The sequence below is a fragment of the Vibrio profundi genome (assembly GCF_005281835.1).
Classification (GTDB): domain Bacteria; phylum Pseudomonadota; class Gammaproteobacteria; order Enterobacterales; family Vibrionaceae; genus Vibrio; species Vibrio profundi.
Genome location: NZ_RZIS01000004.1, coordinates 230,904 through 245,110 on the forward strand (window position 1 = coordinate 230,904; position 14,207 = coordinate 245,110).

At 43.3% G+C, this 14,207-nt stretch carries 16 protein-coding genes and 1 riboswitch; of the genes, 15 read left to right on the top strand and 1 reads right to left on the bottom strand.

What is annotated here, in order from left to right; all coding sequences use genetic code 11:
* Positions 1-32: 32 nt before the first annotated feature.
* The gene (locus ELZ11_RS12420; RefSeq protein ID WP_137357732.1) at positions 33-920 is read right to left on the bottom strand and encodes a YvcK family protein; all 888 of its coding nucleotides are present in this window, start codon (positions 918-920) and stop codon (positions 33-35) included.
* A gap of 177 nt (positions 921-1,097) precedes the next feature.
* A riboswitch (molybdenum cofactor riboswitch) is annotated at positions 1,098-1,233 on the top strand.
* Between ELZ11_RS12420 and moaA the strand changes: the two genes are divergently transcribed.
* The 15 genes from moaA (at position 1,222) to ELZ11_RS12495 (ending at position 14,199) form a co-directional block, all read left to right on the top strand.
* Entirely contained in the window at positions 1,222-2,211 is a 990-nt protein-coding gene (moaA, locus tag ELZ11_RS12425; protein ID WP_137357733.1) for a GTP 3',8-cyclase MoaA, read from the top strand. Its footprint overlaps the riboswitch before it by 12 nt.
* A 96-nt stretch (positions 2,212-2,307) precedes the next feature.
* Positions 2,308-2,820, top strand: coding sequence for a molybdenum cofactor biosynthesis protein B (gene moaB, locus ELZ11_RS12430; RefSeq protein WP_137357734.1), 513 nt, complete (start codon positions 2,308-2,310; stop codon positions 2,818-2,820).
* An 11-nt stretch (positions 2,821-2,831) separates the two neighbouring features.
* Positions 2,832-3,311, top strand: a complete 480-nt coding sequence (gene moaC, locus ELZ11_RS12435; protein WP_137357735.1) for a cyclic pyranopterin monophosphate synthase MoaC — start codon at positions 2,832-2,834, stop codon at positions 3,309-3,311.
* Positions 3,308-3,553, top strand: coding sequence for a molybdopterin synthase sulfur carrier subunit (gene moaD, locus ELZ11_RS12440; protein WP_137357736.1), 246 nt, complete (start codon positions 3,308-3,310; stop codon positions 3,551-3,553). The genes moaC and moaD overlap by 4 nt, the downstream gene beginning before the upstream one ends.
* 1 nt (position 3,554) lies before the next feature.
* A complete protein-coding gene (gene moaE, locus ELZ11_RS12445; RefSeq protein WP_137357737.1) occupies positions 3,555-4,010 on the top strand; it encodes a molybdopterin synthase catalytic subunit MoaE in 456 nt (151 codons plus the stop codon).
* A 607-nt stretch (positions 4,011-4,617) separates the two neighbouring features.
* Entirely contained in the window at positions 4,618-6,249 is a 1,632-nt protein-coding gene (locus ELZ11_RS12450) for an ABC transporter substrate-binding protein (protein WP_137357738.1), read from the top strand.
* Between the two features lie 126 nt (positions 6,250-6,375).
* Positions 6,376-7,296 carry an oligopeptide ABC transporter permease OppB gene (oppB, locus tag ELZ11_RS12455; protein ID WP_137357739.1) on the top strand — a complete coding sequence of 307 codons (921 nt, stop codon included), beginning with the start codon at positions 6,376-6,378 and terminating at the stop codon, positions 7,294-7,296.
* A 15-nt stretch (positions 7,297-7,311) separates the two neighbouring features.
* Positions 7,312-8,214 carry an oligopeptide ABC transporter permease OppC gene (oppC, locus tag ELZ11_RS12460; RefSeq protein ID WP_137357740.1) on the top strand — a complete coding sequence of 301 codons (903 nt, stop codon included), beginning with the start codon at positions 7,312-7,314 and terminating at the stop codon, positions 8,212-8,214.
* 25 nt (positions 8,215-8,239) lie between these two features.
* Complete coding sequence (gene oppD / locus ELZ11_RS12465; RefSeq protein WP_167494685.1) at positions 8,240-9,211, top strand: ABC transporter ATP-binding protein; 972 nt, start codon at positions 8,240-8,242, stop codon at positions 9,209-9,211.
* Positions 9,208-10,203 carry a murein tripeptide/oligopeptide ABC transporter ATP binding protein OppF gene (oppF, locus tag ELZ11_RS12470; protein ID WP_167494676.1) on the top strand — a complete coding sequence of 332 codons (996 nt, stop codon included), beginning with the start codon at positions 9,208-9,210 and terminating at the stop codon, positions 10,201-10,203. Before oppD ends, oppF begins: the two co-directional genes overlap by 4 nt.
* A 257-nt stretch (positions 10,204-10,460) precedes the next feature.
* A complete protein-coding gene (locus tag ELZ11_RS12475; RefSeq protein ID WP_137357743.1) occupies positions 10,461-11,834 on the top strand; it encodes a YjiH family protein in 1,374 nt (457 codons plus the stop codon).
* Between the two features lie 164 nt (positions 11,835-11,998).
* Positions 11,999-12,490, top strand: coding sequence for a prepilin-type N-terminal cleavage/methylation domain-containing protein (locus ELZ11_RS12480; RefSeq protein ID WP_137357744.1), 492 nt, complete (start codon positions 11,999-12,001; stop codon positions 12,488-12,490).
* A complete protein-coding gene (locus ELZ11_RS12485; protein WP_244291653.1) occupies positions 12,477-13,019 on the top strand; it encodes a type IV pilus modification PilV family protein in 543 nt (180 codons plus the stop codon). Before ELZ11_RS12480 ends, ELZ11_RS12485 begins: the two co-directional genes overlap by 14 nt.
* Positions 13,020-13,823, top strand: a complete 804-nt coding sequence (locus ELZ11_RS12490; RefSeq protein ID WP_137357746.1) for a PilW family protein — start codon at positions 13,020-13,022, stop codon at positions 13,821-13,823.
* Positions 13,798-14,199 (top strand): MSHA biogenesis protein MshP, encoded by a 402-nt coding sequence (locus ELZ11_RS12495; RefSeq protein ID WP_137357747.1) that lies wholly within the window; start codon positions 13,798-13,800, stop codon positions 14,197-14,199. Before ELZ11_RS12490 ends, ELZ11_RS12495 begins: the two co-directional genes overlap by 26 nt.
* The last annotated feature ends 8 nt before the right edge of the window (positions 14,200-14,207 follow it).

Below are 14,207 nucleotides of genomic sequence, written 5' to 3' on the forward strand. Positions count from 1 at the left end.
GAGCCTCGGCTCCTATTTTTAGTTTCTTTCCATTAAGAAATTTGCGCTTCAATTGCTAACTGTAACTTAGCTCTATCATGACGCCAATCGCGGTTAGGCGAAGCTAAATCGACGGTTACGCAGTTCCACTCATCTTCAAGTTCTGGATGAGGGGTATCACCGAGCACTATGTCAATTTTTCTAGCCTGGCATGAACGTTCACACCACTCCAATTTTTCTTTCAGCGACATTCTGCCTGCAGGGCCATGTTCGGGAGAAAGGTTTTCCACAAAGATGAGGGTCGCATTGGTATTTTCCGCAATTGCTTTACCAATTTCAGGCAATAGCAGCGGTGGCATAATACTGGTTAAAAAGCTTCCAGGTCCTAATACAATGCAATCGGCTTCTTCTAGTGCTGAAACGGCTTCTTTAGTGGCGGGCACTTCTGGTGAAAGGTCTAGGCGGCGCAAGTTCTCTTGCATATCATCCACATTGGTTTCACCTGTGACCCAGCGGCCGTCCATCGAAAGGGCTGTGAGATCGGAAGGGTGTTCTGACATCGGTACGATATTCACTTCCACTTTGAGCATGTTTCTAATCAGGTTAATGGCATCAAGTGGACGAACGGAAAGGTTGTCTAGTGCTGTTAGCATCAAGTTACCAAGGTTGTGCCCGTTTAATTCGCCTTGGCCTTTGAATCGGTATTCAAACATCATTGAGCTAATAGAGGGCTCAGTGATCAATTGGTTAATACAATTTCGTGTATCTCCCCAAGCGATGCCACCTTGGCAATCCCTGATTCTTCCTGTTGAGCCACCATTATCCGTCGTGGCAACAATACCGGTTGCGTTGTTTCCAAAATCTTTTAGTGCAGCCAGCATACGTCCGAGACCATGACCGCCGCCAACCGCTACGACTTTCTTTGAGGAGTAGATACTCATTAATATTGTTCTTTATTGGTTAAATCCCACTACAATTTAGAGTAACTGGTTAACATCAGGTACTCAATAGGAGTTAAATTGAGGGCTTGGTATACTTTTTTTGCATTAAGGCTAGATTCACTTACAAATATTAAGTATTTTATCTGTAGCTACTATTGATACAAGATTGTGTACAATAGTTGCCATTAACTCCGAGCTCTGTGTGCTAAGTCAACCTAGATAAGCCTTCAGAGCCAGTGACATGTTGTCACAAGGGCTTAATTGGAAATGATTAAGCCTCCCGTGTTTGGAAAGGTGTTCCGTGGCGCAACAATTCGAAGATAGATTTCAACGTAAGTTTTATTACTTACGCTTGTCAGTTACAGACGTCTGTAACTTCAAATGCACATATTGTCTACCTGATGGTTATAAACCTTCGGGTCAGAAAAACTCGTCTTTTTTAACTGTTCCTGAAATTAAGCGTGTCGTAAAAGCGTTTGCCGATTGTGGTACCGATAAAATTCGGATTACCGGTGGTGAGCCGAGCTTGCGCAAAGACTTTCTGGAGATCATTGATACCGTTGCTAGTACAAGCGGCATTCACAAAGTGGCGACGACGACGAATGGCTACCGCATGCAGAAGCATGTAGCAGATTGGCGTGATGCAGGTTTAACCCATATCAATGTAAGCGTAGATAGCTTAGACCCTCGAATGTTCCATCAGATCACTGGTGAGAATAAGTATAAAGAGGTGATGGGCGGAATTGATCGTGCTTTTGAAGTAGGTTACGAGCAAGTAAAAGTGAATGTGGTATTGATGAAAGATCTCAATAGCCATGAGCTGCCAGCGTTTTTGAACTGGATTAAAGACCGACCGATTCAACTGCGTTTTATCGAGTTAATGCAAACTGGTGAAATGGACGAGCTGTTTAATAAGCATCATGTGTCTGGTGTCGCGATTCGCAATCAGTTGATTGCTAATGGTTGGCTTTTGAAAGTGAAAGCCGCCAATGATGGCCCTGCTCAGGTGTTTGTGCATCCAGATTACAAAGGCGAAATTGGCCTTATCATGCCCTACGAAAAAGACTTCTGTGAAAGTTGTAACCGCCTACGTATCTCTGCGAAAGGTAAACTCCACTTATGCTTGTTTGGCGAGCAAGGTGTAGAGCTTCGCGATTTACTTGAAAATGATGATCAAGAAGATCAATTGATCGAGCGTATTCAGGCCCAGTTACAGACTAAATCAGTCAGTCATTTCTTACATGAAGGCAATAGTGGTATGACACCACATTTGGCTTCGATCGGCGGCTAACTAACCCTCCAAGCATTTTTTGTCGTTTGAGTTCGCACACACCCGTGGATCTCTTACGAGTAATTTAACAAATACTAATATTGATAGGTGAACTAAATGGGTCACGCAGAAAGCAAATTCCAACCAGCAAATATCGCAGTCTTAACGGTTTCTGATACACGTACCGAAGAAAATGACACTTCTGGCGGCTACTTAGCTGAGCAATTACAAGAAGCCGGTCATGTGTTGGCAGATAAGAAAATCGTAATCGATGATATGTATAAGATCCGTGCCATTGTGTCTCAATGGATTGCAGATGAGAGCGTACAAGCGATCATGATCACTGGCGGTACTGGTTTTACGTCGCGTGATAGCACACCGGAAGCGCTTATCCCACTATTCGATAAGCAAGTGGAAGGCTTTGGTGAGTTGTTCCGTCATGTTTCTTATGAAGAGATCGGTACTTCGACGATTCAGTCGCGTGCGATTGCCGGCTTTGCTAACCACACTGTTATCTTTGCAATGCCAGGCTCGACTGGCGCTTGCCGCACTGGTTGGACAAAGATCATCAAGCAGCAAATGGATGCAAGTCATCGTCCATGTAACTTCATGCCACACCTTTCAGTATAAGGAAGGGATTAATGAGCCAATTTACTCATATTAATGCATCTGGCGAAGCAAACATGGTCGACGTTTCAGCAAAAAACGAGACCGTTCGTGAAGCCCGTGCCGAAGCGTTTGTACAAATGTCGGCAGAAACACTTCAGTTGATTGTGTCCGGCAGCCACCATAAAGGTGACGTGTTTGCGACTGCGCGTATCGCAGGTATTCAAGCGGCAAAGAAAACGTGGGATCTCATTCCACTTTGTCACCCTTTATTACTTTCTAAAGTAGAAGTGCAGCTAGAAGCGATCGAATCTGAAAACAAAGTGAGAATTGAATCAGTTTGTAAATTAGCAGGAAAAACTGGCGTGGAAATGGAAGCACTTACCGCTGCTTCAGTTGCAGCGTTGACGATTTACGACATGTGTAAAGCAGTACAGAAAGATATCGTAATTGAAAACGTTCGCTTGTTAGAAAAAACGGGCGGTAAATCAGGTCACTTTAAGGTGGAGTCATGATTACAGTCCTATTTTTTGCGCAAACAAGAGAGTTGGTCGGTGTTGACAGCGTTGAAGTTGATGCAGAGTTTCAAACCGTAGAGGCGATTCGTCAGCACTTAGTGTCTCAACCTGGTAAATGGGAACTAGCGTTAGAAGAGGGTAAGTTACTGGCTGCCGTTAATCAATCTATTGTCCCGTTGAATACTGAAGTAAAAGATGGCGATGAAGTCGCATTCTTCCCTCCGGTTACAGGTGGCTAATATGGACGTAAGAGTATCTGTTCAGCAGCAAGACTTTTCGATTAGTGACGAACATGACTATCTTTCTGAAGGTACCTCTGCAGGCGCAGTGGTTACCTTTACAGGTAAAGTAAGAGACATGAACCTCGGCGACAACGTTATAGGGCTGTCTTTAGAGCATTACCCGGGAATGACTGAGAAGTCGTTAGCCGATATTTGCGATCAAGCGGAAGCGCGTTGGCCTATTCAGCGTATTCGAGTCATTCATCGGGTAGGTGATTTGGATATAGGTGATCAGATCGTTTACGTGGGTGTAAGTAGTGCCCACCGTGGAGCTGCATTCGAAGCTTGCGAATTTGTGATGGACTTTCTTAAAACCAAGGCGCCATTTTGGAAGAAAGAACGCACGACAAATGAAACGCGATGGGTCGAATCAAGAGATTCAGATGCGGAGGCCGCTAAACGTTGGTCTAATTGATAAAAATAATTATAAAAACCGGCTTTTTAGCCGGTTTTTTTATATCTGAAAATTGAAACCACAGTATGGCTTCTTTTTAATCAAATATTCTGTACTAGTACGTATAGAATATTTATTTACAAAATACATAATAAAGAGCTTGATATAGGTGTGGGTGATTTACAGCTATTTGTCCTGTTTTACTTAGGGTGATTCTCCTCACAAATAAGCCAGAGGACTTAGTATATATGTGAGCCGTAATTAGATTTCATGTGTCAATAATGTTAATTTTCACTCCAACTTCTAGCATAAGATGCTAAAAATAAGTTACTTGCTAGAGGTATCAACACTTACGGCTACTATTCAATAATTGAGACTGGTCTAATAACTGGTTATTAATTGATTGATAGAATTATATGCTGACTCATTGAAGTTATCGGAGAATTATCCGATTTTCTGCCAGTTTTTTATGGCAAATTACTTCAATGATTGATAGTGTGTGCCGCAATCTTTGTAAGGTTTTAGGTTTTTGTGCTTAAGAATTGAGCTAAATAAATCTAAATCACTACCGTTCAGTGAACCGTACAAAGAAGTCATGGATGCAATACAAAAACTTGGAGTTTAATGCATGTACAAGAATAAAATCACTCAAGCCCTTCTTCTAGGCGCTGGTTTGGCAGTGGCTGCCACTTCTACTACTACTATCGCAGCTGATGTCCCAGCTGGTACTAAATTGGCAAAAGTTCAGGAACTCGTTCGTGGTAACGGTACTGAAGTTGCGACAATTGATCCTCACAAATCTCAAGGTGTACCAGAATCTCACGTAATTCGTGACCTACTTGAAGGTCTTGTGAACCAAGATGCGGACGGCAACACTATTCCTGGCGTAGCAAAAAGCTGGGAAACGACAGACAACAAAACATTCACTTTCCACCTACGCGAAGATGCGAAATGGTCTAACGGCGACCCTGTGACAGCTGAAGATTTTGTATTCAGCTTCCAACGTGCTGTTGATCCAGCAACGGCTTCTCCATATTCTTGGTACATGGAATACACTAAGATGGTGAACGCGAAAGACATCATCGCTGGTAAAAAAGACAAGAGCGAGCTAGGTGTTAAAGCACTTGACGCTCACACGCTTGTCGTTGAACTTGAAACAGCAGTTCCTTACTTCGTAATGATGACTGGCCACACAACAATGAAGCCTGTTCATAAAGCGACAGTTGAGAAGTTCGGTGACCAGTGGACTAAGCCTGGTAACTTCGTTGGTAACGGTGCATTCGTTGTTAACAACTGGGTTGTGAACGAGCGTCTTGAAATGGTTCGTAACGAGAACTACTGGGATAACGACAAAACAGTTCTAAACAAAGTTACTTTCCTACCGATCGAAAACCAAGTTGCGGAAATGAACCGTTTCTTATCTGGTGAAATCGACTTTACTTCTACTCTTCCAACAGAGCACTTTAAGCGCCTGAAGAAAGAGCATGCAGAATCAGTTTCTGTTGAAGGTAGCCTATGTACTTACTACTACTCATTCAACACAAACAAAAAACCATTTGATGATGTTCGTGTACGTAAAGCAATCTCTTACGCAATCGACCGTGACATCGTATCTGGTGCAATCCTTGGCCAAGGCCAGAAGCCAGCTTACTTCCTAACTCCGGAAATCACAGCTAACTTCAACCCTGAAATGTCTAAGTACGGTACGCTTTCTCAGAAAGAACGTAACGCAGAAGCAGCTCGTCTTCTTGAAGAAGCAGGCTACGGCAAAGGCAACCCTCTAGAATTCACTCTTCTTTACAACACGAACGAAAACCACAAGAAAATTGCGGTTGCACTAGGTTCTATGTGGAAGAAGACACTAGGTCTTAAAGTTACTCTAGAAAACCAAGAGTGGAAAACTTACCTAGATTCTAAAGATCAAGGTGATTTCGAAGTTGCACGTGCCGGCTGGTGTGGTGACTACAACGAAGCATCTTCTTTCCTAACTCTAATGGTTAGCAAAAACACAACTGGTGGCCAACACTGGGGTAACGCTGAGTACGATGCTCTTATCGAAAAAGCACTTAAGTCTACTTCAGAAGAAGAGCGTACAGCTATCTACCTAGAAGCTGAAAAAATGATGGCAGACGACATGCCAATCGCTCCTATCTACCAGTACGTGCGTTCACGTCTACTGTCTCCGCAAGTTGGTGGTTTCCCAGCAAACAACGCGGAAGAGAAGATCTTCTCGAAAGATCTTTATATCAAAGCTCAGTAATCAACTAAGCTTAGATACCAAAAGTTAATAAAAAAATAACTACTACTACAGACACTGCATGTGCTTTTTATAGGCACATGTAGCGTCTTTCTAATTTTAATTGTCACAGACTGAAAGAGTGAGTTTATGCTTAAATTCATTATGAAACGGATATTTGAAGCGATCCCAACCATGTTGGTTTTGATCACTATATCTTTCTTTCTTATGCGTTTCGCACCGGGTAACCCGTTTTCAAGCGAACGTCCATTACCGCCAGAAGTTATGGCTAACATCGAAGCAAAATACGGCTTAGATAAACCAGTATTTGAACAATACACCACTTACCTGACTAACATTTTACAAGGTGACTTTGGTCCGTCGTTCAAGTATCAAGATTACACAGTAAATGAGCTAATCGCTGTTGCACTACCTGTGTCTGCGAAAGTGGGTTTTATTGCTTTTATCTTCACTGTCATTATGGGGGTAGCGGTTGGAACCATTGCCGCCTTGAAGCATAACACCTGGGTTGACTACACCATTATGTCAACTGCAATGCTCGGGGTTGTTATGCCATCCTTTGTATTAGCTCCCGCGCTGATCTACCTGTTCTCACTACACTGGAATATTTTCCCTGCTGGTGGTTGGCATGGTGGTGGCTTTACTTACATCGTTCTACCAGTAATAGCAATGTCACTTCTATATGTAGCAACATTTGCTCGTATTACGCGTGGCTCAATGATCGAAACATTGAACAGTAACTTCATCCGTACTGCTCGTGCTAAAGGTCTTAGCTACCGTTACATCATTTTAAAGCATGCTCTTAAACCAGCTATGCTTCCTGTAGTTTCTTACATGGGTCCTGCTTTCGTAGGTATCATTACCGGTTCTGTTGTTGTTGAAACCATATTTGGTCTACCAGGTATTGGTAAGCTATTTGTTAACGCAGCATTCAACCGAGATTACTCGCTAGTAATGGGTGTAACCATTTTGATTGGTTTCCTATTCATCCTATTCAACGCCATTGTTGATATTTTACTTGCTGTAATTGACCCGAAAATTCGCTACTAACAGGGAAGTATGGTTATGTTGACGAAAAAAGAAAACTTAGAAGCAATCGAGAAGTTCTCCGAGAGCTTAGAAATTGAAGGTCGTAGTTTGTGGCAAGATGCGCGTATTCGTTTTATGCGCAACAAAGCAGCAATGATCAGCCTTTTCATTCTGACTATTATGGTATTGGCCGTTATCTTCCTACCTATGCTGGCTCAATACACTTACGACGATACTGACTGGTATGCAATGCACGTTGGTCCTAACGCTGACCACTGGTTTGGTACCGATAGTTTAGGGCGTGACTTGTATGTTCGTACCTTAGTTGGTGGCCGAATCTCACTGATGGTTGGTGTGATGGGCGCATTCGTTGCGGTTCTGATTGGTACACTTTACGGTGCAGCTTCGGGCTTCATCGGCGGCCGCACTGACCGAGTGATGATGAGTATCCTAGAAATTCTATACGCGGTTCCATTTATGTTCCTAGTAATCGTTCTAGTAACATTCTTCGGCCGTAATATCGTACTTATCTTCGTAGCGATTGGTGCAATTGCTTGGCTGGACATGGCTCGTATTGTACGTGGTCAAACGCTAAGCTTACGTAGTAAAGAGTTCATTGAAGCGGCGCACGTTTGTGGTGTGAGCAAGTGGAAGATCATTACTCGCCATATCGTTCCAAACGTACTAGGTATCGTAGCTGTTTACTCAACGCTATTGATTCCAAGCATGATTCTGACTGAATCATTCCTATCTTTCCTTGGTCTAGGTGTTCAAGAGCCGATGACTAGTTGGGGTGCATTGCTACAAGAAGGCTCGCAAACAATGGAAGTTGCTATTTGGCAACTGGCATTCCCTGCAGCGTTCATGGTAGTGACACTTTTCTGCTTCAACTATGTTGGTGACGGCCTGCGCGATGCGCTTGACCCTAAAGACAGATAATTATTAAAAGATTGAGGAAGCAATGATGAGCTTATTAGATGTCAAAGATCTGCGAGTCGAATTTACCACGCAAGATGGTATCGTAACCGCAGTAAACGATCTGAACTTCTCACTAAAACAAGGTGAAACCCTTGGTATTGTAGGTGAGTCTGGTTCAGGTAAATCTCAAACTGTATTTGCTTTAATGGGTCTACTGGCTAAGAACGGTATTATCTCAGGTAGCGCAAAGTTTGAAGGTAATGAAATCCTAAATCTGCCAGAGAAAGAACTGAACAAAGTTCGTGCTGAGCAGATCGCAATGATCTTCCAAGATCCGATGACTTCGCTTAACCCATATATGAAGGTGAGCGATCAGTTGATGGAAGTACTGATGCTGCATAAAGGCATGGGTAAAGCGGAAGCATTTGAAGAATCAGTACGTATGCTTGAAGCGGTGAAAATCCCTGAAGCACGTAAACGTATTACCATGTATCCACATGAATTCTCTGGCGGTATGCGTCAGCGTGTGATGATCGCGATGGCATTGTTATGTCGTCCTAAGCTGCTGATTGCCGATGAACCGACAACTGCACTTGATGTAACCATCCAAGCACAAATCATGGAATTGCTGAATGAGCTTAAAGATGAGTTCAACACAGCAATCATCATGATTACCCATGATTTGGGTGTGGTGGCAGGTTCATGTGACAAGGTACTGGTAATGTACGCTGGTCGTACAATGGAGTACGGCACTGTAGATGAAATTTTCTACAAGCCAAGCCACCCATACGCGGAAGGTTTGCTAAAAGCGATTCCACGTTTGGATACAGAAGGTGAAATCCTGCCGACGATTCCAGGCAATCCACCTAACTTACTTCGTCTACCAACAGGTTGCCCATACCAAGAGCGTTGCCACCGTGTTGTAGACCGTTGTAAGCAAGAAGCACCAATCCTACAGCCATTCGGTGATGGACGTCAGCGTGCATGTTTTTCTGATTGGGAGGCTTGGACAAAATGAGCGCAGTAGATAAATCACTTTTATTAGATATTAAAGATCTAAAAGTTCACTTCAGCATTGCGGCGAAATCTGCATGGCCTTGGTCTAAGCCTTCAAACCTTAAAGCGGTAGACGGCGTAGATGTTCACCTTTACGAAGGTGAAACTTTAGGTGTAGTAGGTGAGTCTGGTTGTGGTAAATCGACATTTGCACGTGCAATTATCGGTTTGGTAGAAGCAACAGAAGGCGAAGTTATGTGGTTGGGTCAAGACCTAACTAAGATGGAAGATATCCAACGTCGTGAAACTCGTAAAGAGATTCAGATGATTTTCCAAGATCCGCTTGCATCACTAAACCCACGTATGTCGGTAGGCGACATCATTGCTGAGCCTCTAGAAACTTTCTACCCAGAGCTTTCTAAGCAGGAAGTGAAAGATCGTGTTAAAGAGATGATGGCGAAGGTTGGTCTGCTTCCTAACGTTATCAACCGTTACCCACACGAATTCTCAGGTGGCCAGTGTCAGCGTATTGGTATCGCGCGTGCGCTTATCTTGCGTCCGAAGATGATCATCTGTGATGAGCCGGTATCAGCACTTGATGTATCGATTCAGGCTCAAGTTGTTAACTTATTGAAAGAGCTGCAAAAAGAACTTGGTCTTAGCCTGGTGTTTATTGCCCATGACCTTTCAGTCGTGAAACACATCTCTGATCGTGTATTAGTGATGTATTTAGGTAACGCGGTAGAACTAGGTGAAGCTGAAGCTCTATTCGCAGACCCTAAACACCCGTATACCAAAGCTCTGATGTCAGCGGTTCCGATTCCAGATCCGAACTTAGAGCGTAATAAAGAAATCCAGATGCTTGAAGGCGATCTTCCGTCACCGATCAAGCCGCCATCTGGCTGTGTATTCCGTACTCGTTGCCCACAAGCAACAGAAGCATGTGCACAGAATAAGCCTAAGATTCAAGGCAGTGACGTTCACGCAGTTTCTTGTTTGCACGTCGAAGTTTAAGTACTTCAATAATTCAGCCTGTGACGGGCTTAAGCGCGATTCCTTCTAGGGTCGCGCTTTTTTTGAATCTTATATCGGAGAATATTCTTCATTAACAGGTGCTTGGAGTGAATTGAGCAGGGTTGGTTGGTTTTTAATGTGATTAAAGTGAATTAATATGCAAAAATTCTTGTGTGTGAGGTTTTTATCGTTATAATCACCGCAAAAGCAAAGTTATTCACTATAAGTGGATTTTAAGTCATCTAGGGAGCAGTCAGATGAGCGAAACACTTCTTACACCAGAAAACCACAAAACAAGCCGGAATATTTTGGTATTTGCCATTCCGTCATTACTAGGTTTGTTTTTCTTCCTTGCGCCATTAAGCATTGATGGTAATTTCACTTTTCCTTTAGCGCTGTTGGCGAAAGGGTTTAAAAGTATTTTAGGCGAAGCTATTTTACCAACGGTTGCAGCTGTAATTTGCTTTTCTGCGGTAGCTTCTATTATTGCAACCGTTCTTAAGCCAGCATTCATTGTTAACTCCAAACTGTTAACAAGACTATTTGTTTTGACGCCAGTTTGGTTAGTGATTCGTGCATTAGGTGCGATCTTTACGTTAGTCGCACTGCATCAGATTGGTCCGGAAATGATCTGGAACGGTAACACTGGTGGCCTGGTACTAAATGATCTGCTTCCTTCTTTATTTGTGACTTTCTTCTTTGCCGGTCTATTACTACCATTATTACTTAACTTTGGTTTACTAGAGTTGCTAGGTACTATGCTGAGTAAATTCATGCGTCCAGTATTCCGCCTTCCTGGCCGTGCAGCAATTGATTGTATTTCTTCTTGGTTAGGTGATGGCACAGTAGGCGTAATTCTAACGAGCAAACAATACGAAGATAAAAAATACACTGCGCGTGAAGCAGCGGTAATTGCAACCATGTTCTCGCCAGTCGGTATCTCATTCTCACTGGTTGTATTGACTCAGGTTGGGCTACAAAACTACTTTGTTCCTTTCTACTTAGCGATTTGTTTGTCTGGCGTCTTAGCAGCAATGGTTATCCAGTTTTTGCCGCCACTTTCTTATAAGAAAGATCTCTACATCGACGGTACTAAGCCAAATCGTGATGATGAGCTAGTGCCAGAAGGCCAGTCTGTCGTTGGGTTCGGGTTTAATCTAGCGCTTCAAAGAGCAAACCAAGTTAAGAGCTTAGGCTCAGTTGCGAAGGAAGGTATTCACAACGCGTTAGACATGGTGTTATCGGTGCTGCCTGTAGTAATGGCTGTCGGTACTCTAGGCTTAGTTGTTGCTGAAACAACACCACTGTTTTCTTTACTAGGTGCGCCGTTTGTTCCGCTACTAGAAGCGTTAAATGTGCCTGATGCACAAGCGGCGGCCCAAACTATGCTGGTTGGTTTCACTGATATGTATGTGCCTTCAATCATCGCAGCATCGTCTATCGACGCAGACATGACGAAGTTTATTGTTGCGGCTCTGTCGGTGACACAGTTAATCTTTATGGCCGAAACAGGCTCAGTTATTTTAAGCAGCAAGGTGCCAATTAACTTCCTAGAGCTAGTTGCAATATTCTTACTGCGTACTCTTGTGACTTTACCTGTCATAGTAATGATTGCTCACTGGATTTTCTAAATTCCCACCGATTTTTGAAAGTTGAAAGCCCGCTGAAACAGCGGGCTTTTTTGTTTCTAAAGATAATGAGTACATCGTTCCTAAAACTAATGATATTCCTCTCAAAAACCTATAAAATCACCACAAATTTCATATAGGTATTCGTGGATTAATAATCATCTTCAATGACTGAACGTTTTCTCCCTCGCAATGGTTTCACAACTATTGAACTCATTATTACTATTTTGCTTCTTGCCATTGTTTCGGTAGTGGCCTATTCCCGTATGCCCGCGATCTCCGATTATGTGGTTGATTCCTATTGTGAAAGCTTAAAGTCAGGCGTACGAAGAGTTCAAACGCAAGCAATGTTTGATGTCGCTTCGAGTGGAGCCTACCGAGTAATTTCTTCTGAACACGAAGTGCGGTGGAGTAATGAAACCTTGGTCTTAAACAATAGCGAAGATTGTATTGGCCCTATGTGCGCCACACTAATTCGGATTACCCAAGAAGATATGAATCGGGGGCTTCAATTTAATACCGCAAGCCTTGAATTTGACAGCTTTGGAAGGTTGGTTAGCGCTGCAGAATCTTCTGTGTCATTTGTACTTTCGACACGGAATAACCAATCGAAGCAAGTCACGGTCTACTCAGAAGGGTATGTTGATGGTTGCGACTAAGTACTCAGGCTTTTCTCTGATCGAGAATGTTATTGCGATCTGTTTGATGGGGCTGTTAATGATTAGCTTCTCAAGTTTATTAGCTCCACAAGCCGTGCAAACGGCAGATACATTGACTCAGCAGCGTTATTCACAGATAGCTACCTTACTGCTGCAAGAAATGTACTCTCGACCTTTTGATGAGCAGAATATTGATAACGTCGACCGATGCGATGCTGGTAGTTGCTCAGCGACAGAAACTTTTGGTCAAGGCCAAGATGCTGGGGAGCAAGTGAACGATACTGGAATTCTTATTCGCGATGACTTTGACGATTACGCGACGAATAGTGCTTTTGAGCCGATCACCAGTTTTGGGCTAGGCTTTGCTGGCCCATATCAAGACTTTGAAGTGCGGATTGACGTTGAATATGTCGATGATAGTTGGGCATCGGTTGCTTCAGGAGCAACAGCCACCAAGCATGCCATCATCACTTTAAGAAAAGGTGCAACAACCGAAACCCAGTTTAATGCTTATAGGAGTAACTACTAAATGGCGCTATCGCGTGGGTTTACTCTTATCGAGATGATCGTCAGTTTGACACTACTTGGTATTTTATCTTTAGGTCTGATGAACTTTGGCGTGTCGAGCTCGACTCTATACGTCGAATCTAAGCACCGAATATCTGCGTTAGAAGAAGCTCGGTTTGTACTAACCAGATTTCAGCGGGAGCTAGCTAATTCTGTTCCACTAAGCGCTAGAACATTGAACGATGGCCGCTGCCTAGAGTACTTATCCCTAGAGTATGTGGCGGAATACAACCCTGACAGCATTGAATTGGATGTCGGAGTGCTAAACACATCGATTGGTCTAATGCACCCGATTAGCGATGAACTTGATGTATGTACAGCCCGTTCCGATTCGCCATGCCTCATCGCTATTTATCCAAGTAGCAGTGAGGATTTGTATCTAGGTAGTGATGTTAATAGCCAAATATATTCACTAAATAGAGTCGAAAGTGGCGCGATTATTATCAATGAGCCTATTCTCACGCGCCCATTTAGCCCTTCGAATCGCATGTTCGTTTATCTTCCTGAAGCCAATCAATTCTGTATTGAAGATAGTGAAGTGCAGTATTACCGAAATTATGCCTTAGATTCAGCTGGCGAAGGCCTGAATAACCAACAAGCATCTCATACATTTGCTAGCGGTGTCGTAGAAGAACAAAGCTTCTTCAATTTAGGTGTGGATAGCACCTATTCAAATACAGCGAGCATTCAATTTTCTTTAAGTGTTAACAACAGTTCTGAGTTTGTGGAGTTCATCCAAAATGCGCAAATCCTCAATAGCCACTAGTAAGCAAAGTGGCGCTGCGATTTTAATGATCTTGTTCACTACGATCATTGTCGCTCTATTTTCTGTTCGTCTTATGTCGATGAACGTCCAAGCAACTCACGCCAATACTTTTGAGACGATGAGTACCCGAGCCTATTGGGCGGCACGTTCGGTGTTGGAAAGCGCGGTGTACCAATACGTACCGTTAGAGGGTGAACCGACGCAAGTATGCCCAGCGGTATCAGCGGCGAATGCGTTTCCGCAATGTACATTTGTTCTTGGGTGTGAAGCAAATGGAGAAGCGACAATTATCAATGTGGTCGCGACGTGTGCTGATGACTCATACCGTGTTAGCCGCCGTATGGAAGTAGAGGTGAGAAGTGCTGCGATTAATTAGTATTCTGG